General features: G+C 66.5%; 18 protein-coding genes. 8 read left to right on the top strand and 10 right to left on the bottom strand.

Annotated elements, in window-relative coordinates; all coding sequences use genetic code 11:
- Positions 1-92: 92 nt before the first annotated feature.
- Positions 93-563 (bottom strand): manganese-binding transcriptional regulator MntR, encoded by a 471-nt coding sequence (mntR, locus tag ACTJJM_RS00250; protein WP_006372477.1) that lies wholly within the window; start codon positions 561-563, stop codon positions 93-95.
- A 117-nt stretch (positions 564-680) separates the two neighbouring features.
- Here mntR and ACTJJM_RS00245 point away from each other — a divergent pair, with 117 nt between their 5' ends.
- Positions 681-2,012 (top strand): Nramp family divalent metal transporter, encoded by a 1,332-nt coding sequence (locus ACTJJM_RS00245; RefSeq protein ID WP_241874896.1) that lies wholly within the window; start codon positions 681-683, stop codon positions 2,010-2,012.
- 118 nt (positions 2,013-2,130) lie between these two features.
- Here ACTJJM_RS00245 and ACTJJM_RS00240 read toward each other — a convergent pair whose 3' ends face one another.
- The 4 genes from ACTJJM_RS00240 to ACTJJM_RS00225 form a co-directional block, all read right to left on the bottom strand.
- Complete coding sequence (locus ACTJJM_RS00240) at positions 2,131-2,457, bottom strand: thioredoxin family protein (RefSeq protein ID WP_005409967.1); 327 nt, start codon at positions 2,455-2,457, stop codon at positions 2,131-2,133.
- Positions 2,429-2,896, bottom strand: coding sequence for a flavodoxin (locus ACTJJM_RS00235; RefSeq protein ID WP_100050636.1), 468 nt, complete (start codon positions 2,894-2,896; stop codon positions 2,429-2,431). The genes ACTJJM_RS00240 and ACTJJM_RS00235 overlap by 29 nt, the downstream gene beginning before the upstream one ends.
- A gap of 25 nt (positions 2,897-2,921) precedes the next feature.
- Positions 2,922-3,962, bottom strand: a complete 1,041-nt coding sequence (locus ACTJJM_RS00230; RefSeq protein ID WP_024957408.1) for a ribonucleotide-diphosphate reductase subunit beta — start codon at positions 3,960-3,962, stop codon at positions 2,922-2,924.
- Positions 3,963-4,061: 99 nt separating this feature from the next.
- Positions 4,062-6,425, bottom strand: a complete 2,364-nt coding sequence (locus tag ACTJJM_RS00225) for a ribonucleoside-diphosphate reductase subunit alpha (RefSeq protein ID WP_440865030.1) — start codon at positions 6,423-6,425, stop codon at positions 4,062-4,064.
- A gap of 431 nt (positions 6,426-6,856) precedes the next feature.
- Here ACTJJM_RS00225 and ACTJJM_RS00220 point away from each other — a divergent pair, with 431 nt between their 5' ends.
- Positions 6,857-7,834: a zinc-binding dehydrogenase gene (locus ACTJJM_RS00220; RefSeq protein ID WP_197602001.1), complete on the top strand. Its 978-nt coding sequence runs from the start codon at positions 6,857-6,859 to the stop codon at positions 7,832-7,834.
- A 179-nt stretch (positions 7,835-8,013) separates the two neighbouring features.
- Positions 8,014-10,695, top strand: a complete 2,682-nt coding sequence (locus ACTJJM_RS00215; RefSeq protein ID WP_241874029.1) for a TonB-dependent receptor — start codon at positions 8,014-8,016, stop codon at positions 10,693-10,695.
- A 107-nt stretch (positions 10,696-10,802) separates the two neighbouring features.
- On the opposite strand, the gene betT is transcribed toward ACTJJM_RS00215, so the two are convergent.
- The gene (betT, locus tag ACTJJM_RS00210; RefSeq protein ID WP_010485181.1) at positions 10,803-12,782 is read right to left on the bottom strand and encodes a choline BCCT transporter BetT; all 1,980 of its coding nucleotides are present in this window, start codon (positions 12,780-12,782) and stop codon (positions 10,803-10,805) included.
- A gap of 193 nt (positions 12,783-12,975) precedes the next feature.
- Complete coding sequence (locus ACTJJM_RS00205) at positions 12,976-13,356, bottom strand: VOC family protein (protein WP_010485179.1); 381 nt, start codon at positions 13,354-13,356, stop codon at positions 12,976-12,978.
- Between the two features lie 150 nt (positions 13,357-13,506).
- Between ACTJJM_RS00205 and ACTJJM_RS00200 the strand changes: the two genes are divergently transcribed.
- The 3 genes from ACTJJM_RS00200 (at position 13,507) to ACTJJM_RS00190 (ending at position 17,984) form a co-directional block, all read left to right on the top strand.
- Positions 13,507-14,025 (top strand): sigma-70 family RNA polymerase sigma factor, encoded by a 519-nt coding sequence (locus ACTJJM_RS00200; protein WP_109815114.1) that lies wholly within the window; start codon positions 13,507-13,509, stop codon positions 14,023-14,025.
- On the top strand, positions 14,022-14,966 hold the full coding sequence (locus ACTJJM_RS00195) for a FecR family protein (RefSeq protein WP_241874899.1): 945 nt from the start codon (positions 14,022-14,024) through the stop codon (positions 14,964-14,966). Before ACTJJM_RS00200 ends, ACTJJM_RS00195 begins: the two co-directional genes overlap by 4 nt.
- 69 nt (positions 14,967-15,035) lie before the next feature.
- The gene (locus ACTJJM_RS00190; RefSeq protein ID WP_440865029.1) at positions 15,036-17,984 is read left to right on the top strand and encodes a TonB-dependent receptor domain-containing protein; all 2,949 of its coding nucleotides are present in this window, start codon (positions 15,036-15,038) and stop codon (positions 17,982-17,984) included.
- 169 nt (positions 17,985-18,153) lie between these two features.
- Here the strand turns inward: ACTJJM_RS00190 and ACTJJM_RS00185 are convergent, their stop codons facing one another.
- On the bottom strand, positions 18,154-18,477 hold the full coding sequence (locus ACTJJM_RS00185; protein WP_012480533.1) for a DMT family transporter: 324 nt from the start codon (positions 18,475-18,477) through the stop codon (positions 18,154-18,156).
- Entirely contained in the window at positions 18,477-18,830 is a 354-nt protein-coding gene (locus ACTJJM_RS00180) for an SMR family transporter (RefSeq protein ID WP_010485170.1), read from the bottom strand. The genes ACTJJM_RS00185 and ACTJJM_RS00180 overlap by 1 nt, the downstream gene beginning before the upstream one ends.
- A gap of 150 nt (positions 18,831-18,980) precedes the next feature.
- Here ACTJJM_RS00180 and ACTJJM_RS00175 point away from each other — a divergent pair, with 150 nt between their 5' ends.
- Positions 18,981-19,832: a LysR family transcriptional regulator gene (locus ACTJJM_RS00175; protein ID WP_241874032.1), complete on the top strand. Its 852-nt coding sequence runs from the start codon at positions 18,981-18,983 to the stop codon at positions 19,830-19,832.
- Positions 19,833-19,870: 38 nt separating this feature from the next.
- Here the strand turns inward: ACTJJM_RS00175 and ACTJJM_RS00170 are convergent, their stop codons facing one another.
- Complete coding sequence (locus tag ACTJJM_RS00170; RefSeq protein ID WP_241874033.1) at positions 19,871-20,791, bottom strand: M14 family metallopeptidase; 921 nt, start codon at positions 20,789-20,791, stop codon at positions 19,871-19,873.
- A 131-nt stretch (positions 20,792-20,922) separates the two neighbouring features.
- On the opposite strand from ACTJJM_RS00170, the gene ACTJJM_RS00165 reads away from it, so the two are divergent.
- Complete coding sequence (locus ACTJJM_RS00165; RefSeq protein ID WP_241874034.1) at positions 20,923-23,004, top strand: TonB-dependent receptor family protein; 2,082 nt, start codon at positions 20,923-20,925, stop codon at positions 23,002-23,004.
- Positions 23,005-23,006 lie beyond the last annotated feature (2 nt).

Below are 23,006 nucleotides of genomic sequence, written 5' to 3'. Positions count from 1 at the left end.
TCCATCACCGTGCAAACGGCAGCCGAGCATGGCTCGGCTCTACAAAAACCGGGATCGCGCGAACGGCCGCCGGGCATGGCCCGGCGCTACCGTTACGGCGCCTCGCCCTCGGCCTTGCGCACGAACGCCTCGAACAGCGCCAGCGTCTGCTCGCTCACATGGTGCTCGATACCCTCCGCATCACGCCGTGCCGTATCAGGGTCCACGCCCAGCGCCAGCAGGAAACGCTCCACGGTCTGGTGCCGCTGGCGGCTGGCATGGGCCAGCGCCTCGCCTTCCGGGGTCAGGAACACGCCGCGGTACGGCCGCTGCACCACCCAGCCATCGCGGGCCAGGCGCCGCAGCATCTTCGCCACGGTGGGCTGGGCCACGCCCAGGCGGGTGGCGATGTCGACCTGGCGGGCCTCGCCGCCGTCGGCCAGCAGGTCCGAGATCAGCTCGACATAGTCCTCCACCAGCTCCATCCGGTGCGCTTCGCGCACTTGCCGGAAGCTCTCGACCTGGCGCTCAGCCTCGATCAAGGGGGTGCTTTTCAGCGATGTCGAATCGTCGGTCTTGCCCACGCCTGCGCCTGTCCTTCCGGTCTACTCCGGGTTTGAAACTGAATTCTGGACCAGTAACGCGATAAAGACGATTGTTTCACATTGCTAATGACTATAGCAGGAGCTATATTCGGACCCATGAACACCCTGGCGCCCCACGACCCTTCGGCCTCCATCCCGGCCAGCCTGGGCGCGCTCAACGCCTCGGTCGCCGTTCCCGACAAGGGCCATTGGTGGTTCCGCCTGCTGGCCTTCCTCGGCCCGGGCTACATGATCTCGGTCGGCTACATGGACCCAGGCAACTGGGCCACCGACCTCGCCGGCGGTTCGCGCTTCGGCTACCTGCTGCTGTCGGTCATCCTCATCTCCAACCTGATGGCGGTGATCCTGCAGGCGCTGTCGGCACGGCTGGGCATCGCCACCGGCATGGACCTGGCGCAAGCCTGCCGCGCGCGGTACCCGAAGCCGGTGAACCTGGCGCTGTGGGCGCTGTGCGAGGCAGCGATCATCGCCTGCGACCTGGCCGAGGTGATCGGCACCGCGATCGCATTGAAGCTGCTGTTCGACCTGCCGCTGCTGTGGGGTGCGGTGATCACTGCGCTGGACACGCTGCTGGTCCTGCTGCTGATGAACCGCGGCTTCCGGGCGCTGGAAGCGTTCGTGATCGCGCTGCTGATGGTGATCTTCGGCTGCTTCATGGTGCAGATCGCGCTGGCCGCACCGCCGGTGATGGACGTGCTGGGCGGATTCATTCCGCGCGCGCAGGTAGTGACTGATCCGCACGCGCTGTACATCGCCATCGGCATCATTGGTGCCACGGTTATGCCGCATAACCTGTACCTGCATTCTTCCATCGTGCAGACCCGCGCCTATCCGCGCACCGACGAGGGCCGTCGCAGCGCGCTGCGCTGGGCGGTGACCGACAGCACCCTCGCGCTGACGCTGGCACTGTTCATCAACGCCAGCATCCTGATCCTGGCGGCGGCGGTGTTCCATGCCAATGGCCGTTTCGATGTGGAAGACATCGAGCAGGCGCACCAGCTGCTGGCGCCGATGCTGGGCGTGGGCGCGGCGGCGACACTGTTTGCAATTGCCCTGCTGGCCTCGGGCCTGAATTCGACAGTGACCGCCACGCTGGCCGGCCAGATCGTGATGGAAGGCTTCCTGCACCTGCGCCTGCCGCCGTGGCTGCGTCGGCTGATCACGCGCGCACTGGCGATCATTCCGGTGGTGGTGGTGATCATGCTGTTCGGCGACCAGGGCGCGGTGAAGCTGCTGGTGCTGAGCCAGGTGGTGCTGTCGATGCAGCTGCCGTTCGCGATCATTCCCCTGGTGCGGATCGTGACCGACAAAGTGACGATGGGCGCGCTGGTGGCACCACGCTGGCTGGGCGCGATTGCCTGGGTGATCGCGCTGGTGATCGTGGTGTTGAACGTGAAGCTGCTGGTGGATACCTTCAGCGGAGCCTGACGCCGAACCACGGACCCTGCCCCGGTAGATCCACGCCATGCGTGGATGCCCTTGTAGAGTCGGGCCATGCTCGACTCATCGCTCACCGCGCGAACGGCAGCCGAGCATGGGCTCGGCTCTACAAATGCAACGCGATCGCGGCCTCGATCTGCTGCGGTGACTGGAACCCTGCCAGGCGCGTGCGCTCATCACCGTCACGGAACAGGGACAACGTCGGGGTCTGCCGCAGTCCCAGCTCCCTGAAGAACGCCTCACCCAGCACTTCCAACTGCACGCGCAGCAGGGTCGTGCCCTGCCCCGCTACGCTGTTGGCCACCCGATGCAGCGACATCTCCAGCATCCGGCACCCGGGGCACTGGTCCTTATGGAAATCCACCAGCACCCGCGGGTGCTCGGCCAGCAGCTGCTGGAACTGCTCAGGCGTGGTGGCGTCGATGATCTGCATCGCTGTTTCTCCAGTAGTGGGCCAGGACCGCATCGGTCCAGGCGTCGATGGCTTCGGCATGACGCTCGCCATGCGGCATCTGTTCGATCTCCAGCGGCGGATAGTCGCTGCGGAAATAGCGGATCAGCCGGTGCACGGCGCCGCAGTAGTACTCCTGCCCCCACTGCGTTTCACCGGTGCCGAACACCGCCAGCTGCCGTGGCCGCTCGCCGCGCTCGGCGATGCCGGCCACCCATGCCTTCATCTCCGCCGGCGTGCGGCCGGCGTTGTCGGTCCAGCAGCCCAGCAGCACCAGATCGGCCTCGCCGGCAGCCAGCGGCGGCGCCTGCCGCAGGTCGTCGGCCTCGTACCAGTGCACGGCATGCCCCACGGCACGGCAGCGCTCGGCGATCTGCCGGCCGAGTTCGCGGGTGTTGCCGCTCAAGGAGGCGACCACCATCAGGATGCTCAGCGCGGCGCCAGGCTCAGAGATCGTCGAAGCCGTTGTCGACGTTGGTCTTCTTGTAACTTGCATTGCGCATCTCGAAGAAGTCGGTCTTGGTCTCGGTGAAGTTGTCGGCGTAGGCCTTGATCCACGGCATCACGTTGTCGGTGGTGTCGCTGTACAGGCGCTCGATGCCGAGCATGCCGGCCATCTTGTTGGCGCGGTACTTCACGTAACGCACCATCTCGTCCACGTCGATGCCATCGATGCCATCCAGCACCTCCGACGACCACTGCGTCTCAAGCTCGATGGCATGTTCGAATGACTGGTGCACGTAGGCGGTCAACTCATTGGTCTGCAGCTCGGGGTTTTCACCGATGATGGCGCGGATCAGCTCGCTGATGAACTTGGTATGGGCCAGCTCGTCGCGATTGATGAAGCTGATGATCTTGCCGGTGCCGTTCATGCGGTTCTGCCGCACCATGTTGTAGAAGTAGGCGAAACCGGAATAGAAGTTGATGCCTTCCAGGATCGAGGACTGGATCAGCGACTTGAGCAGGGTCTCGGCGGTCTTCTCGCGCATGAAGTCGTCATACGCGCCCATGATCGGGGCATTGCGCTTGATGATGGTCGGGTGGGTGCGGGCGATCTCGAAGATGCGGTTCTGGTTCGGCAGGTCGGTGATCGAGGCCAGTACGTAGCTGTAGCTCTCGTTATGGATCACTTCCTGCTGGCCGATAATCGCCGCATTGGCATGCGCGGCCGGGTCGGTGATGTACTCGGCCACGTTGTAGATGAAACGGGTCTGCGGTGAGTCGAGCGTGGCCAGCAGGCCGATGATCGAGTCGTAGGCGTTCTTTTCGCGTGCGTTGAGCTCGCCGTACTGGCGGGCGTCCAGCTTCATGTCGACCTCGTCGGGAATCCAGAAGTTGGTCGACAGCTCCTTGTAGGCCCGGTAGAACGACGGGTAAGGGATGTCGTTCCAGTTGAGGATGCCGCTGGTGCGGCCGTTGATGATGCCGGTGCTGCGGTTGGGATGGCGCGGTTCGAGGATCTTGATGCGGTCGAGGGGGGTTGCCATGGTGTTACCTGCAGGGGGTAGCGCCGGGCCATGCCCGGCGGAATGTGCGACGGCCGCGCGATGCGCTCGCCGGGCGTGGCCCGGCGCTACCGTGGATGGTCAGCTGGCGCACCATTCGCATTCGCTGATGTCGATGTCGTTGGAGCGCACGTAGTAGGTGGTCTTCAGGCCTTCGCGCCAGGCGCTCAGGTGCAGCTCCAGCAGGGTGCTCGCGCGGATCGTGCTCGGCACATACAGGTTGAAGCTGATCGACTGGTCGACATGGCGCTGGCGGCGGGCGTTCTGGCGCACGCTGGCGAACTGGTCGACCTTGTAGGCACCCTTCTCGTAGTACGGCCAGGTTTCCAGCGACAGGCCCGGAGCCGCCACCGGCCGCCGGAAGTCCTTCTTTTCCTCGTAGTAGAACGCGCTGTAGATCGGATCGATCGACGCGGTGGAACCGGCAATCTGCGCGGTGCTCATGTTCGGCGCGACGGCCAGCAGCCAGCCGTTACGCAGGCCGTGCGTGGCGACCTCGCGGGCCAGGCTGTCCCACGCGGCGCCGCTGTAGTCGCGGTCACGGAAGTAACGCCCGTTGTGCCAGTCGCTGCCAGCGAACATCGGGTAGCTGCCCTTCTCCTTCGCCAGCTGCGCGCTGGCCTGGATGGTCAGGAAGTTGATGCGTTCGTAGAGACGGTCGGCCAATTCTTCGGCATCCGGTGATTCCCACTGGATCGCCTGCTGCGCCAGCAGGTGGTGCCAACCGAACGTGCCCAGGCCGATGGCGCGGTACTTGCGGTTGGTGATGGTGGCCTGCGGCACCGGCAGCGCGTTGAGGTCAATCACGTTGTCGAGCATGCGCACCTGGATCGGGATCAGGCGCTCCAGTACGTCGGTGGCCAGCAGGTCATCCGGCGCACTGATTGCCCGGCCGAGGTTGATCGAGGACAGGTTGCAGACCACGAAGTCACCGGCGCGGCGCGTGGTGACGATCTGGTCGCCGCTGACGATCTCCTGGATCATCCGCGTCGGGCTCATGTTCTGCAGGATCTCGGTGCACAGGTTGCTGGAATAGATCATGCCCGCGTGCTTGTTCGGGTTCCGGCGGTTGACCTCGTCGCGGTAGAACAGGAACGGATTGCCGGTCTCCAACTGGCTGAGCATGATCCGCTTGAACAGATCGATCGCCTTCACCGTGCGGCGGCTGATGCGCTCGTCGGCCACCAGTTCGGCATAGCGGTCGCGGAAGCTGCCCGCACCGCGCGTCTCATCGTAGAAGTCCTGCAGGTACCAGCCCTTGGCCTGCTTCACCTCGTGCGGGTCGAACAGGTACCAGTCGGCGCGGCGCTCGACCGCTTCCATGAACAGGTCGGGCACGCACACCGAAGTGAACACATCGTGCGCGCGCAAGCGCTGGTCGCCGTTGTTGAGGCGCAGGTCCATGAAGGCTTCGATGTCGCGGTGCCAGATGTCCAGGTACACCGCCACCGCGCCCTTGCGCTGGCCAAGCTGGTCAACCGACACCGCGGTGTTGTTGAGCTGCTTGATCCACGGCACCACGCCGCCGGAGGAATTGGCCACGCCCCGGATCGGCGCGCCGCTGCTGCGCACATAGCCCAGGTAGGCGCCGACGCCGCCACCGTGCTTGGACACGCGGGCGATATCGGTGTTGGAGTCATAGATGCCCTGCAGGCTGTCGTCCACCGTGTCGATGAAGCAGCTGGACAGCTGCCCACCCACCTTGCCGGCATTGGCCAGGGTCGGTGTGGCGACGGTCATGTACAGGTTGGACAGCGCCCAGTACGCCTCGCCGACCAGCTGCATGCGCCGCTCGCGCGGCTTTTCCTCCTGCATCAGGTACAGCGCGATGGTCAGCCAGCGCTCCTGCGGCAGTTCGTAGACCTCGCGGCTGCGGTCGCTGGCCAGATAGCGCGTGGCCAGCAGGTACAGGCCGTTGTAGGCGAACAGGCGGTCGCGCTCCGGGTCGATCATCTCGCCGGCCTGCTGCAGCTCTTCCTTCGAATAGCAGCGCAGGATGTCGTTGCTGTAGATGCCGCGGTCAGCCAGGCTTTCCTGCAGGCCCACATACGAACCGTACTTCAGGCCGACGTCGTAGAAGCGGTTGCGGCTGGCGCGCTTGTACAGGCGGCGCAGGTAGATGCGCGCGGCAAACTGTTCCCACTCGGGTGCAACCAGGTCCACCCGCGATTCGGCCTCACGGATCAGCAGATCGACCAGGTCGTCGGCGCTGATGCTCGGTTTGCGCTCGACCATCGCCTGCACCACGCGGCGATAGTCGCTCACGTCCAGCTGCGGGAACTCGGCATGCACGGCGTCGATGCTGCGCTGCAGGCGCTCGGCCTCGAACGGCAGGCGGCGGTTGCCGGCCTCCTTGGTGATCCAGGTCGGCACGCGCTCGCCACCGGCGCGCAAGGCGTCGCCGGCGCCGGCCAGATCGGCCACGCGGAAGGTACTGTCGGTCATGGTGGTGAAACTCCAGGCTCGCACGCGCTTTGGCGGTCGATGCCATGGCGGCCCTGAACGCGATACCGGCGCACGGGGCGAACGGGTGGATTGCCAGGGCACGGGAACGTAGGTCGTCGGCATCTGCCTGCGCCTGCGGCCGGTATCCGGGCCGTGGGGGCGACCTGCGTCCGCACGATGGCGGCCGCGTCGACACGGCAAGCCTTCAGGGGCGGGCCGCGGGACGCTTGCTGCATGTCCGGCGGCGGCGGCTGACCGGGAGTGACGGCCACAACATAGTGGGGATATCCCGAACCGTCAACACAAGATGCGGTAATCAGCACATGTCGCGACGATCAGTCGCAGGATGCCGTGTTGCAGCTGCGGCGCCTTGTCGACAACGCCTGCGTCCCCAGTTCGGTACAACATCCACTTTCCCCGGAACACCGCCCATGCGCGCTGCCCAGTACCCCTCCTTCGGCAACCCGGCCGACGTCCTTGCCATTGCCGATGCGCCGCTGCCTGAGCCCGGCCCCGGCGAGGTGCGCATCCGCACCGTGCTGGCCTCGATCCACAACCACGATCTGCTGACCGTGCGCGGCCTCTACGGCTACAAGCCGACCCTGCCGGCGATCGGTGGCAGTGAAGCGCTGGGCGTGGTCGATGCACTCGGCGATGGTGTCGACGGCCTGCAGATCGGCCAGCGCGTCGCCGCGGCCTCGGTACACGGTACCTGGGCCGAGGCCTTCATCGCGCCGGCACGCATGGTGATTCCGATGCCGGAGGCGATCCCCGACGAAATGGCCGCGCAGCTGATCGCCATGCCGCTGAGCGCGCTGATGCTGCTGGAGTTCCTGCACGTCGAGGCGGGCCAGTGGATCGTGCAGAACACCGCCAACGGCGCGGTGGGCAAGTCGCTGGCGATGCTGGCGCGGGCGCGTGGCGTGCATGTAGCCAACCTGGTGCGCAATGCGGATGCCGCCGCACAGTTGCAGGCCCTGGGTATCGATCATGTGTTCGACACCTCGGTGGACGGCTGGAAGGATCGCGTTCGTGAAGCGACCGGCGAAGCACAGGCGGCGGCCGCCGTGGATTCCATCGGCGGCGACGCCAGCGGTGACCTGGTCGACCTGCTCGGCCACAACGGCACGCTGGTGTCGTTCGGCGTGATGAGCGGCGAACCGATGCGCATCCCGGCCGGCGGCCTGATCTACAAGGAAGCGACGGTGAAGGGCTTCTGGGGCAGCAAGGTCAGCCAGGCGATGGCGGTGGAGGACAAGCGCCGGCTGGTTGGCGAACTGCTGAAGCGTGCGGCTGGCGGCGAGCTGACGCTGCCGGTGGAGCAGATCTTCGCACTGGACGACATCGCCCAGGCAGCGAAGGCCGGTGCGGGTTCGGGTCGTAACGGCAAGGTGCTGCTGCGGCCGTGATCGTCTGACATTGCGTTCTGTAGAGCCGAGCCATGCTCGGCTGCTTTCCGGCCAGTGTGTGGAGCCGAGCGTAGGCTCGGCTCTACAGGGGCGTGCGCACCAACGGTCCGCACCCACCGAGCCGGTTCGTTAAGAACCTGTGATGCATAACTGAATGCGCTTTCGTCATTGGAACGTGCATGTACCTGCATGCGGTACTGACGGCTCCTCCCCCGTTCGGCGTTGTCGCTTCCATGTACCGCACCACCCTGAACCTGCTTGCTGGCGCCATTGCGCTGGGCCTCACCGGCGGCGCTGCCGGCGCCGCTGAATCCGCCGACACCGGCAAGGACAGCACCACCCTCGGCACCGTGCTGGTGACCGGTTCCAACATCAAGCGCAGCGATACCGCCGGGCCCAACCCGGTGCAGATCGTCAGCCGCGAACAGATCGAGCAGACCGGCCGCTCCACCCTCACCGACGTGCTGCGCAACCTGTCGGCCAATGCCGGCAACAGCTTCGACGAGCAGTACACCGGTAGCTTCGCCGCCGGCTCGGCCTCGATCGGCCTGCGTGGCCTGTCGCCGAAGAACACACTGGTGCTGGTCAACGGCTACCGCGTGTCCAACTTCGGCTTCGCGCTCAATACCCAGGACACCTTCGTCGACCTCAACGCGCTGCCGATCAGCGCGGTGGAACGCATCGAAGTGCTGAAGGACGGCGCCTCGGCGGTGTATGGCTCCGACGCCATCGCCGGTGTCATCAACATCATCCTGCGCAAGAACTTCCAGGGCGTGGAAGTGGGCGGCGGCTTCGGTACCGCCACCCAGGGCGGCCTGGACGAACGCAAGGCCAACCTGCTGGCCGGCTTCGGCGACCTGGAGCAGCAGGGCTGGAACGTGCTGTTCGGGCTGGACCTGCTCAAGCGTGATCGCCTCGACGCCGACCAGCGCGCCTATACCCGCAGCGGCGATTTCCGCGACAAGCCCGGCGGACGCCTGGCCGGCTGGTCCACCGCCGGTGGCAATTGGCTGTCCAACCCGCGCGCGCCGCAACCGTTCGCCAACTGCCCGGATGGCAGTCAGCTGCGTCCCTACAGCGATTTCGGCAGCACCCTGCCCGGCCAGGCCTGCGCCTTCAACGCGCAGCCGTTCAAGACCCTGCAGCCCGGCGCCGAGCGCCTGCAGGCGTCGTTGAGTGCGACCTACCGCTTCAATGACAGTGTCGAAGCGTTCGCCGACGTGCTGTACAGCCACAACAAGGCCGACCAGATCTTCAGTGCGCCGCTGACCGTTGGCCCCGGCCTGCGTGCCTACAACCCGGCTACCGGCACGCTCATCGACGTGCCGGCGGTGCTGCCGGTCGGCCATCCCAACAACCCGGGCAGCACGCCACTGCCGTTCGAGTACACCTTCTTCGACCTCGGCCCGCGCCTGAAGGACAACACGCAGGTGTTCTACCGTGCCCTGGCGGGCGTGCGCGGCAGCGGCGAACGCTGGGACTGGGAAGTGGCGGCACTGACCTCGCAGAGTGCACAGCGCGAGTACGTCGACAACTTCGTCAATCGCTATGCGTTCGAGCAGATCCTGCGCGAGGGCAGCTACAACTTCCTCAACCCGTCCAGCACGCCGGGCGCGCTGGATGCACTGCGCCTGCAGACCAAGCGTCCGGGCTGGTACAAGCTGCACGCGTTGAACGTGAAGGCCTCGACCTCGCTGTGGGAGATGCCCGCCGGTACGGTCGGCTTCGCCTGGGGTGCCGAGTTCCGCAAGGAATCGCTGGATGCGCGCACCAGCGCGCAGGTGCTGTCGGGCACCGAACTGCGCCCGGCCATCAACGTGGTCAACGGCGAGCGCCAGGTCAGTGCCGCCTATGCCGAACTGAGCGTGCCACTGCACCGCACGTTGGAGCTGCAGGTGGCCGGCCGCGGCGATCACTACGATGACTTCGGCAAGGCGTTCTCGCCGAAGGTGGCGCTGCGCTGGCAGCCGCTGGACAGCCTGCTGCTGCGCGGCTCGTTCTCCCGCGGCTTCCGGGCACCCTCGCTGCCGGAGATCGCGCCGGGCCAGACCGTCAGCTACGGCTCGGTGATCGATCCGCTGGATCCGCTGCAACCGGGCGGCAGCCGTGGCGTGACCAACATCCGCACCGGCAACCCGGATCTGAAGGCGGAGCGCTCGCGCAACTTCAACGTGGGTGCAGTGTGGTCGCCGGATGGTGATACCAGCATCGGCCTGGACTGGTACCGCATCGAGCAGGACAACCTGGTCAAGCCGGACAGCGCGCAGTTCATCGTCGACAACCCGACGCTGTTCCCCGGTCGCGTGCAACGTGATGCGCAGGGACGCATCCAGTTCATCACCAACCAGTACGCCAACCAGGGCGAACTGACCACCTCGGGCCTGGACCTGGACGCCAACCGCACCTTCCGCACCGTGGGCTGGGGCAACTTCACCGTGGCCGGCAGCTGGACCCACCTGCTCAGCTTCAAGCAGCCGCTGGTGGCTGGGCAGGCACCGTATGACGGCGCCGGCAACAACCGCCACGGCGCGCTGCCGCGTACCCGCGGCACCACCTCGTTGAACTGGGCGGTGGGCGACTGGAGCAGTACGCTGAGCCTGCAGTACGTGAGTGGCTACGACCAGCGTGTGGCGACGGCAACCAGCAACCCGGGCCTGCGCGACCGCATCAAGCCGTATCACCAGCTGGACCTGTACGTAGCGTACGAAGGTATTCCCAACACCACGCTGTCGCTGTCGGTGCTGAACCTGACCGACAAGGACCCGCCGTTCGACCCCGCCGGTGGCTCCAACGGTTTCGACATCAGCCAGTACAACCTGCGCGGACAGTTCGTCTCGCTGGGCGCTCGTTACAGGTTCTGATTGCCACTGTAGAGCCGAGCCATGCTCGGCTGCTCTTCCGACACCGAGGAGCCGAGCGCGGGCTCGGCTCTACAGGGGGTGCGGACCAACGGTCCGCACCCACCGCATCACCGGCTCAGGTGCAGGAACTGCAGGTGCCGTTCGTACTGGCTGATGATGTCGTTGATGATCTGCTTGCGGCTGTAGCCCACCAGGTCGTAGTCCTGGCTGCCTTCGAACAGGTGCACCTCGGCGCGGTAGTAGCGCTGGTTGCGCAGCTGCTGTGCGGCGAACGACGGGGTCAGGTAACCGCTCAGGATCACCCGGTACAGGAAGTCCTGCTGCTCGCCATGGTTGACCGTCAACTCCATGTCGCCCGCCTCGAAGCGCGTGGCCACGTCCCAGCCCTGCCCGCGCAGCTGCTCGGCCACCGCTTCCATCGCCGGCTTCACCGTGTCATCCATGAAGCGGTAGACCTGGTCGCGCACCGGGAAATGCATCGCCTGGCTCAGGCGCTGGCGCCAGCCCTGGTGGTGGCGATCGTCGCCGATCAGCGGCGATGGCCGGTACTGCAGCGCGCGCTTGCGGTGCGATTCGTCACTGAAGGCGCGGGTCAGCCCCCACATCATCAACAACAGGATCGCCGAGAACGGCAACGACGCCAGCACCACCGCCGATTTCAGTGCGTCGATACTGCCGGCCAGCAACAGGCCCGCGGTCAGCACCGCGATCACCGTGCCCCAGAACACCCGCAGCCAACGCGGACCATCATCCTCGGGTGCGCCGCCATGCGAGGACAGCGTGGACAACACCACCGCCCCCGAGTCGGCCGAGGTCACGAAGAAGATGAAGCTGACCAGCACTGTCACCGTGATCACCGCGCGGCTCCAGGGGTAGCCGTCCAGCAGCGCATACAGCACGGTCGGTGGATCATCCACCGCCAGCTGCGCCAACTGTTGCTGGCCGTGGTGCAGCACCTGGTCCAGCGCGCTGTTGCCGAAGATCGACAGCCAGGCCAGGGTGAAGCCCAGCGGAATCAGCAGCACGCCGAACACGAATTCGCGGATGGTGCGGCCGCGCGAGATGCGCGCGATGAACAGCCCGACAAAGGGCGCCCAGCCGATCCACCAGGCCCAGTAGAACACCGTCCAGCCGCCCAGCCATTCCGGTCGGCCGCCGTAGGCATACACATCGAAACTCTTGCCGACCACGCTACCGAGGTAGTCGCCCAGGTTCTGCATCAAGGTGCTGAACAGGTACTGCGTCGGCCCGGCAAACAGCATGAACAGCACCAGCGCGATCGCCAGCAGCATGTTGATGTTGGCCATCCAGCGCACGCCTTTCTCCACGCCGGAGACGGCCACGGCCACCGCCGCGCCCATCATCGCCACCACCAGCATGATCTGCACCAGGTTGGAATGCGGGATGTTGAACAGGTGCGCCAACCCGGCATTGAGGTGCAGCACGCCGAAGCCCATGTCGGCGCCGATGCCGAACACGGTGGCGACGATGCCCAGCGCGTCCACGGTATAACCGATCGGGCCATTGATGCGCTTGCCGATCAGCGGGTACAGCGCCGAGCGCAGTGCCAGCGGCAGGTTGTGGCGGTAGGCGAAGTAGGCCATCGCCATCGCCGCCAGCGCGAACACACCCCAGCCATGCAGTCCCCAATGCAGGAACAGCAACTGCATGGCCTGGCGCGCGCCGGCCTCGCCCGCCGCCGGATCGCCCTGCGGCGGCTGCAGGTAGTGGGTCAGCGGCTCGGAAACGCAGAAGAAGAACAGGGTGATGCTGATGCCTGCAGCGAACAGCATGCCGGCCCAGGAGAGGTAACTGAACTCCGGTTCGTCATGGTCGGCACCGAGCTTGATGCCACCGTACTTGGACAGCGCCACGCCGACCACGAACACCAGGTACAGGGTCATGGCCAGCAGGTAGTACCAGCCGACGTTGAGTGCGGCCCAGTCCTGCGCCTTCAGCAGCAGGCGGCCTGCGCCCAGCGGGAACAGGCTGACGAACAGCGCGAACGCCACGACAACGATCGCCGCGAAGGCGAACACAGGCCGAAGGGTGCGCACCGGGGATTGTTGCGGCTCCAGTACATCCATGGGGCGGCGTTCTCCGGTAGATCAAAGGGTTAGCCGACCGATTGTGGCTGAACCGCAGTGGACAGAGCATGAAGTTGTGGCCAGCGGTCACAGGCCCGATCCACCATTACGTGTTATCACGCGCGCGCCGGCAGACGCCTGCGAGCACAGCCGCGCGCACTGCCTGCGACGCGGCCACGCGCGTACTGTCCAATTACGACATCACATGCACCGCGCACAGCTTGTTGCCATCCGGGTCGCGCAGGTAGGCCAGGAACAGCTGGCGCCCGGCCATGCTGCGGATGCCGGCCGGGTCTTCGATGGCGGTGCCGCCATGGGCCACGCCGGCGTCCTGCCAGCCACGCACGGCCTCAGCACTGTCGAGGGTGAAGCCGATGGTGCCGCCGTTGGCGTGGCATGCCGGCTGACCGTCGATCGGCGCGGTGACGATGAACATACGGCCATCCTTGAAATACACCAGACGGCCCTTGTCATCGAAGACGCCCGGACGTGCGCCCAACGCACCGAACAGTGCATCGTAGAAGCGATGCGCGGCGTCCATGTCGTTCGTTCCAACGGTGATGTGGCTGAACATGCGGGCACTCCCTGTGGAAAACCGCAGTGTCGGCGAGCACGTCGGGCATCGCAAATCCGGCGACCTCCCCCGCTGCGCCCCGCGCAACGTTTGTCGCGCGCCGCTCGATCACCCTATAATGGGAATCATTCTCATTAATGATCAATGCCGATGGCCGTGCCCGCCGCCTCCAGCACTGCGCTGGCGGGGTTCTACCGCGAACACCATGGCTGGCTGCTCGGCTGGTTGCGCCGCCGCACGCACAACGCCGACTGCGCCGCCGACCTGACCCAGGACACCTTCCTGCGCCTGCTCAGCCGTCGTGTCGATCCATCAGAACTGCGCTTGCCGCGCGCCTATCTCAGCACCATCGCGCACGCCCTGCTGGTCAACCACTGGCAGCGCGCGGACCTGGAACGCGCCTACCTGACCGCGCTGGCCGCCCAACCGGAGCCGGTGCATCCCTCGGCAGAGGAGCGCACCCAGGCATTGCAGTTGCTGCATGCCATCGCCGACATGCTGTCCGGCCTCGCCGAGCGGCCACGGCGCGCGTTCCTGCTGGCGCGGCTGTCCGGCCTGGGCTATGCAGAGATCGGCGTGCAGCTGGGCGTGTCCGAGCGCATGGTGAAGAAGTACATGGGGCAGGCGATGCTGCATTGCCTGCGCCTGTCCGGCGACGCGGCGGCATGAGCGCGGCATTGGCCGGCCCGGCGCTGGAACAGGCTGCCGAATGGTTCGCGCTGCGCCAACAGGGCTGGAGCGACGGCGACCAGCAACGCTGGCACGCCTGGCTGCAGGCCGATGCTGGTCACGCCGACGCCTGGCGACGGGTCGAGGCGGTCTGGCAATCGTTCGCCCCGCTGTCGGCTCCGGCAGCCGCAACTGCACTTGATGCTGCGCGCCTTCGCCGGCGGCGGGCGCTGCGCGGCATCGGTGGCGCCCTCGGCATCGGCGCGGTCTCCCTGCTCGGCCTGCATGGGCTTCAGGCGCAGCGCCGCCTGCAGACGCACCGCACAGCTGCCGGGCGTACCGGTCATTGGACGTTGGCCGATGGCAGCCAGTTGTGGCTCAACGCCGGCAGCGAAGTGACCGTCGACATCGGCAACGGCCACCGCGCCCTGCATCTGCTGCGCGGCGAACTGCTGCTGCAGACCGGCCACCACCCTGCATTCGTCGGCCTGCCCCTGACCGTGCATGTGCCCGGGGCGCGCCTGCAGCCGATCGGCACCCGCTTCGCGGTCGGCCGCGAAGCGCAGGACGGCCGGTTGGACGTGTTCGAGGGTGTGGTGCGGTGCCTGCCGATGTTCGGTGCGGCGCTGGATGTTCCTGCGGGAAGTGCGCTGCAGATCGGACCGATGGGGGGACACACAACGGTCGCTGCCGATCCTCTGCGCGGCGACTGGCAGGACGGACGCCTGCAGGTGCAGGACACGCCGTTGATCCGGGTGATCGACGAACTGGCCCGTCACCATCAGGGCTATCTGGGCTGTGATCCGGCACTGTCCGCATTGAATGTCACCGCGGTATTGCCGCGCCTGGACAGCCTGCAGGCCCTGAAACTGCTGGCGCGCGCCCTGCCGATCCACATCGAGCAGCGTTGGCCGTGGTGGACCGTTGTGCGTCCGCGTTGAAATCGCGGTTCCCTTTCTGCGCGCTCGGCGGGCACTACAAGGGAACCCCTTGCGGATGTTGCCACCCCCATGAAACGACCCTGCCCTTCCCCTCGCCCGCTTGCCATCGCGCTGTGCCTGGCCCTGCTCACGCCGTGCCTGTTGCCGGCGGCCGCCCACGCACAGGATGCCGCCGCTGCCGTTCGCTGGCAGATCCCGGCCGGACCGCTCGACCAGGCCTTGACCACGTTCGGCCAGCAGTCCGGCCTGTCCATCGCCACCGATGCGCGCCTGACCCGCGGCCGCCACAGCAGCGGCGTGCAGGCCTCGCTCAACACCGAGGCCGCGCTGGCGCAGCTGCTGGCCGGCACCGGCCTGTCGTTCCAGCGTGATGCCAGCGGCGTGGTGCTGCAGGCCGCCCCCGCCACCGATGCTGGTGTGCGCCAGATCGGCACCCTGCGCGTAGCTGGCCAGGCCAGCGAAGGTGCTTCGCCGTGGGGCTTGGCCGATGCCGATGCCGTATACCGCGACAGCGGCTCGCGCGTGCATCTGGACCACCAGCAGCTGGAACGCTTCCGCGGCCAGTCGATCGGCGATGTGCTGGCCGGCGCAGTCGGCGTGCACACCGGAGACGTGCGCAATGGTGGTGCGCTGGACGTGAACATCCGCGGCCTGCAGGGCCAGAACCGGGTGCCGGTGATCATCGACGGCGGCCAGCAGGCCATCGACGTGTACCGCGGCTATGCCGGTGTGCAGCAGCGCAGCTACCTCGACCCGGACCTGATCAGCGCGATCAGCATCGAGAAGGGGCCGAGCCTGGCCGCCAACGCCGCCAGCGCGATCGGCGGCGTGATCTACATGGAGACGCTGAACGTCGATGACATCCTCGACGAGGGCGAGGCCTGGGGACTGCGCGTGCGCGGTGGCGTGGCCGACAACAGCATCGACCGCACCCGTACCTTCAAGCAGATCGCGCGCGGCAGCGACAACCGCAACAGCCTGCGTGACCCGCGCGACTGGAACGGCAGCGTGGCCTTCGCCCAGCGCGGCGAGGACTGGCAGCTGGTGGCCGCTTACGCGCGTCGCCGCCAGGGCAACTACTTCGCTGGCAGCAACGGCGCGCACCGGTACGACGACCAGCACCTGTCCAGCGGCGGTACTGGCATGTCCAGCCAGGCGGTCTCGGACATGTACCACCCCGGCGATGAGGTGCTGAACACGCATACCGACAACGAATCGGCGCTGCTGAAATTCACCTGGACGCCCAACCCCGACCAGCGCCTGGAGCTGAGCCACCGCTACTTCAACTCCAGCTTCGGCGAGATCATGCCCTCGGCGATCGGCCGTGTCGGTGAGTCCAACGAATGGGTGACCTACGTGGACAAGGCCAACACCATGTTCCAGTTCGAGCCCGGGAAAATGCGGCTCAACGCCACCTCGCTGCGCCACCGCTACCGGCCCGAGGCACACCCGTGGCTGGACCTGAGCAGCACGCTGTGGTTCACCACCGCCACCAGCCGCATGTTCAACAGCAACATCGCCAACACGCCGCTGTTCAAGGACGTGCCCAACGACCAGATGCCTGACACGCTGGGGGAAACCTATGGCCCGGGCCTGCAGTCGGACGTGAAGACCCGGCGCTGGGGCGTGGACAGCAGCAACACCACCCGCTTCAGCAACAGCCTGGGCGACTGGACGCTGCGCTACGGCGCTGCGTTCCAGCATGAGGACACCGCACCGAACTCGCCGGTGCTGCCTGTGGACTACAACAACAACCGCTACCTGCGCTCCGGCACGCGGCGCGAAGCCAGCGTTGTCGCCTCGCTGCAATGGCAGCCGTGGGACTGGCTGTCGCTGACCGCAGGCGGCCGCTTCATCGACTACCGCACCCGCGACCGCAACCGCGTGGCCTTCGTCAGCGAATCGCGCGACCTGCGCTATACCTTCGCGCGCCTGAGCAAGGGGGGCCAGCTGCTGCCGGGCTGGTACAAGGAGTGGTACCCGGATGCACAGGGCAACTACACGTATGACTCGCTGCGCGCTACGCCCTACGGCGGCAGCACGCTGGGCCAGAGCTACGACTTCGATGGCTTCATTCCCGACCCGCGCGGCGCCAACGGTTTCTACACCAAGCAGATTCCCACCGCATGGGGCTACAAGCCGGCGATCCGCCGTTCCGGCCACGGCTTCGCGCCGTACGCAGAGGCCCGCTTCAACCTCGATCAGGACATGTTCTTCTACGTGAAGTACGCGCAGGGCTGGAAGATGCCCAGTCTGTTCGAATCGACGCTGGGCAACAGCACCTCGGCACCGGTGGCCGACCTGAAGCCGGAGAAGAACCGTTCCTGGGACATCGGCTTCAGCCTGCTCAAGCAGGACCTGTGGCGCGATGGCGACCGCCTGGCGTTCAAGGTGGCCTGGTTCAAGAACGATATCGACAACGCGATCACCCGTCGCTTCGACTCCAGCAACTGGGCGTTCTATGTCGACAACGTGGACAACTACACGGTATCCGGCTACGAGCTGCAGTCCGGCTATGACGCCGGCATCGCCTACCTGGACCTGTCGGCCAGCTACTACCAGCGCGCGCGCACCTGCGACGCGGCCACCGCCAAGCGCCTGCGCGAAGACCCCTATGCGAAGTGGAGCAAGCTGGACACCACGCCGGATTGCGTGGATGGCGGCTTCGGTACCTCATTCGTCAACGCACAGAATCCACCGAAGTACTCGATCCACAGCACGCTGGGCTTCCGCCTGTTCGACAAGCGGCTGGATACCGGCATCCGCCGCACCTACAACAGCGGCCCGACCCATGAACTGGACAAGCCCTGGAACACCACCGGCTCGACAGGCCTGCAGAACATCTACCTGCCGACCGCGATCTACGACTTCTATGCGCGCTGGCAGTTCACCCAGAAGGCCGAGGTGGAACTGGTGGTCAGCAACCTGCGCAACACCTACTACATGGACACGCTGGCGATGAGCCTGATGCCCGGCCCGGGGCGCACCACGCGGTTGAACTTCACCGCACGCTTCTGACCGCTGCAGCATGCAGACGCCCCGGGGAGATCATCCCCGGGGCGTCTGCATGCTGCGGCTCACGCTCTGACAGGTACCAACCCGGGTTGGCACAGCAACTCAGCACGGGTAGGTGCCAACCAGCAACTCAGCACGCGTAGGTGCCAACCTTGGTTGGCACAACAACGCGTTACTTCGCGGTGCTGAGCAGCAGCACCGCAACAGTGACCAGCGCGATGCCGATCCAGCCGATCGGGCGCAGGCGGTTGCCGAACAGCAGGCGGCCGCAAGTGGCGGTACCGATCACGCCGATTGCACCCCACATCGCATAGGCGGTGGCCAGGTCCATGTAGCGCACCGCCTGGCCCAGCAGGGCGAAGGCGATCCAGACCATGACGATCGCACCGACGCCCCAGCGCCAGCGGCGGAAGCCCTCCGACTTGGCCACCATCATGTTGGCGGCAACGTCGATCAGCGCAGAACAGATCACGAAAAACAGGGCCAGGGTATTCATCAGTGCGCCTCCCCGAGGGTGACACAGACGATGCCGACCACCGCCAGCACGAGGCCGGCCAGCTGCTGCAGCGACAGGCTCTCGCCAAACACGGTGAGGCCGACCACGGTCAGCAGGGTCAGGCCCAGGCCTTCCCAGACTGCGTAGGCCACACCCACGGCGATGCGGCGCACCGACTGAGCAAGGAAGAAGTAGGACAGCGCCAACGCGCCGGCCATGATCAGGTAGCCGGTCCAGCCACCATCGCGGGCGGCATGGGCCATGAACGAGGTGCCGACCACTTCGGCAACGATCGCCACGGTCAGGCAGGCCCAGGCGACCAGCGCGCCACGGGCGGGAACAGTACGGGACATGTAAAACTCCTTGCGGGACGCGGACAGCGCCCCGCCCTCAGTAGATCCACGCCATGCGTGGATGCCCCGCAGACAGGGGCGACGGCGGACAGTATCATCGCCTTTTACGGTCGATTCAAAATGGATACCATCGACAGGAGCGATGGATCAATGCCCTATTCCCCTGAATCCCTGCAGGCGTTCGTCGAAGCGGCTGCGCTCGGATCGTTCTCGGCGGCGGCGCGTCGCCTGCGCAAGACCCAATCAACGGTCAGCACCGCCATCGCCCACCTGGAGGCGGACCTGGGCGTCAGCCTGTTCGACCGCAGTGGACGCTACCCGCAGCTGACCGAAGCCGGGCGCCAGGTGCTCGGCCATGCCCAGGAAATCCTCGCCGCCGATACCCGCCTGCAGCAGTTGAGCGTGCGGCTGGCCGCCCCGGTCGAAGCGCGGCTGACCGTGGTGTTCTCCGACGTGTATCAGCTCGATCCGGAGCAGCGCGTGTTGCAGCGCTTTGCCGAAGCGTTCCCCGAGATCGAACTGGAATGGCTGGATGCCGAAGGCGAAGACGTGCTGGAACTGGTCGACAGTGGTCGCGCCGCGCTGGGCCTGCTGCCGCGCCAGGAAAGCTATCCGGATGGTCTGGTGGCACGGCCATTGGCCCATCACAGCGAGCTGTCGGTGTATGTGGCGCACGACCATCCGCTGGCCGACGCCGGCCGTCGCGCAGCTTCCCAGCTGGCACGGTACCGGCAGGTGCGATTGAGCGCGGAGGTCGACCATGCGCGGGCGGTTACCGGGCTGGCGTGGACCGCCACCGACTACCTGATGGTGATGGAGATGGCCGAGGACGGCATCGGCTGGGCCGAGCTGCCACGCGCGCTGGTACAGCGCTACGACCGCGGGCAGCTGGTGGAACTGACTCTGCCCGGCTGGCCACGACGCATCCACAGCGACCTGCTGTGGCGCCGCGACACGCCGCCGGGGCCGGCGGCGCTGTGGTGGGCCGACGCGTTGGGGTGACACACCCACCATGCGTGGATGGGCAGCCGGTTATCCGATCAACGATGGGCGAGCGCGTAATCCAGCGACGCGCACACCGCTGCCACCTGGGCGTCGTTGCACTGCTGCGGGGTCGCCCGCGGGCTGTCCGGGTAGACCTCGGTGGTGGTGGTGTAGGTCGCACCGGTGATGCCGGCACACAGGCCCAGCTTCACCAGCGGGTACTCGATCACGCCGTGAGCGACCACCGGCGAACCGATGATCTCGCCCTTGTCGTCGGCCGGCGCGATGTGGGTGACCTTCTCCACCTCGGCAATCACCGCCTGCTGGAAGGCCGGTTGTGGGTTCTCGCTGTCGTCCACCAGATAGAAGCCATCCGGAATCAGGCCCGGCTCGAACGGCTTGCCGTCACGCGCGGCCAACGCCGGGCGGAACTCACTCTCGTCGCTGTCGGTAGTCTCGTGCAGGTCGATGTGCAGCACGAACTGGTCCTTGATCGGTGCGATCAGCTCGATCAGCGCGGTCGACTCGCGGGCCGGGCCATCGGCGCGGAAATTGCGGTTCGGGTCGATCGCATCGAAGTTCCAGCGGTTGATGCGCTCGAAGCCCCACGGATTCACGCACGGTGCCACCAGCAGATTGGCCTTGCCGGCGTAGTCGGCGGCGTGCTTTTCGAGGAATTCCAGCGCGCCCATCACGCCGCTGGTCTCATAACCGTGCACGCCACCGGTAACCAGGGCAGCCGGCAGCGCCGGGTTCCAATCGCGGCTGCGCAGGGCGAACAGAGTGTAGGTCTCGCCAGCGTAGTCGAGCTGGCCATAGGCCACCTTGTCGAAGCGCGAAGCCAGCGCCTCGATGCGGGGCAGCACCTCCTCGTCATAGCGACGCAGGCGCTGCTGGCGGCCACGCCACGCCTCCCGTTCCGCCGCTCCCCACGGCTGGCCAGGGGTTCCGACGGGGTAGAAAGCGGCTTGGGACATGGCAGATCTCAGCGAGTCAGGAAGCAATCGCCCACTGTATCACCGGGGCATCGGCATGAACCGAAGGCGCATTCCAATAGCGAATGGAATCAGCAATAATTCTCATTTACGACCTTCCACAGCCTGCACCGATGCCCATCCTCGCCCTGCAACCGGCCCGCCTGCCCCTGGCCGCCGCCCTCGCCCTGTGCCTGCTCCCGACCACCCGTGCCTTCGCCCAGGACGGCGCCACCACGCTGGACAGCATCCAGGTCTCCGGCAGCTGGCTGGGTACCGGCCTGCATGACAGCGTCAAGCGCTTTGCCGGCGCGCGCACCGTGGTCGACCGCCAGCGCATCGAGGCCAGCGGCGCGGCCAGCATCGGCGATGCCATGCGCCGTATTCCGGGTGTGCAGGTCACCGACAACTCCGGCACCGCTGGCAGTTCGGTGTCGCTGAACATCGGCGTGCGCGGCCTCACCGGGCGCTACTCGCCGCGCTCGACCGTCCTGTTGGACGGCGTGCCGCTGGCGGTGGCGCCGTATGGCCAGCCACAGCTGTCGTTCGCGCCGACCAGCCTGTCCAACATCGAGTCGATCGACGTGGTGCGCGGCGGCGGCGCGGTGCGCTACGGGCCGCAGAACGTCGGTGGCATCATCAACTTCAGCACCCGCGCCATTCCCACCGAGGCCGGCCTGCACGGCGAAGCCGGCGTCCGCTACACCGCCTACGACCATGGCGGCGGTGACAGCACCCAGTACAACGCCTTCCTTGGCGGTACCGGCGACAACGATCTGGGCGCCGCCCTGCTGTACTCCGGCCAGGATGGTCGCGGCTGGCGCCAGGGCAGCGATGACCGCTTCAACGATCTCGCGCTGAAGTTCGCCTACGCCATCGACGAACAGCAGGAGCTGCGTGCCAAGCTGTCCTACTACGACGTACGCTCGCTGACGCCGGGCGGCCTGACCCGTGCGCAGTACGAGGCCGATCCGTTCCAGAACACCCGGCCGACCGATTTCTGGAAGGGCCACCGCACCGGCATCGACCTGGGCTACACCAACACGCTGTCGGCCAACAGCGAGTTCGAGGTGCTGGCCTATTACAATGAGAGCACCCGTGCCAGCTCGCTGATCAACGCCGCCAACACCCAGCTGACCGTGCAGCCGCGCGACTACCGCGTGCTCGGCATCGAGCCGCGCTATACCCAGCGCCTGCACTGGGGCAGCGCGGTGCATGACATCACCGCCGGCTACCGCTTCCTGCGCGAGCGCGGCAACGACCGCAGCTACACCGTCGCCCGCCGCACCGGCGCGGCCAGTGCCACCACCCGCTTCGACAACGCCACCGACGCGCACGCCTTCTACATCGACGACCGCATTGCGATCGGCCAGTGGCGGATCACGCCCGGCGTGCGCATGGAATGGATCGACATGGGCCGCCGCCAGGCCGGAGGCACGGCGACCTTCAGCAGCCGCAACGACAAGGCCCTGCCCTCGATCAACATCGCCTACCTGCTGACTCCGCAGCTGACCGTGTTCGGCAACTACACCACCTCGTTCGGACCGGTACAGAACATCCAGCTCAATTCGCAGACCACCAGCAATCCGCTGAACCCGGAAGTGGCCAAGACCACCGAGCTGGGCGCACGCTGGCAGGATGGGGCACTGCGCGCGGAAATGACCGTGTTCAAGATGCGCTTCGACAACCAGATCCTGCAGGTGCCGGGCATCACCCCGCCCACCTTCCAGAACATTGGTGCCACCGACCACAAGGGTGTGGAGAGCGCACTGGAGTACCACTTCGCCGAGGACGGCGCGCTGGCCGGGCTGGAGCTGTACGCCAACTACACCTGGACCAAGGCGATCCAGCAGTCCGGTGACAACCGTGGCCTGGACGTGCCGTTCTACTCGCGCGACACCGACAGCATCGGCGCCCGCTACGCGCTGGCCGGCTGGACCTTCAACGTCTCCAGCACCCACCAGAGCGGCCAGTTCTCCGACGCCGCCAACACCTGGGCCGAGAGCGCTGACGCGCGCGTGGGACGCGTGCCGGGCGTACGCCTGTGGAATGCCCAGGTGGCCTGGCAGGTGCCGGGGCTGGGTGACAGCGAGATCGCACTGGGCGTGAACAACCTGGCCGACAAGCGCTGGTACACCCGCAACGTCGATGGCAACGCAGGCCGCATGGTGGCCGCGCCGCGCACCTTCTACGTACAGGGCCGCTACCGCTTCTGAGC

The sequence above is a fragment of the Stenotrophomonas sp. 22692 genome, from assembly GCF_052045015.1.
GTDB classification, from domain to species: Bacteria; Pseudomonadota; Gammaproteobacteria; order Xanthomonadales; family Xanthomonadaceae; genus Stenotrophomonas; species Stenotrophomonas geniculata.
The sequence above is the reverse complement of the archived record's forward strand: the minus strand, read 5'-3'. Positions and strand labels throughout refer to the sequence as shown.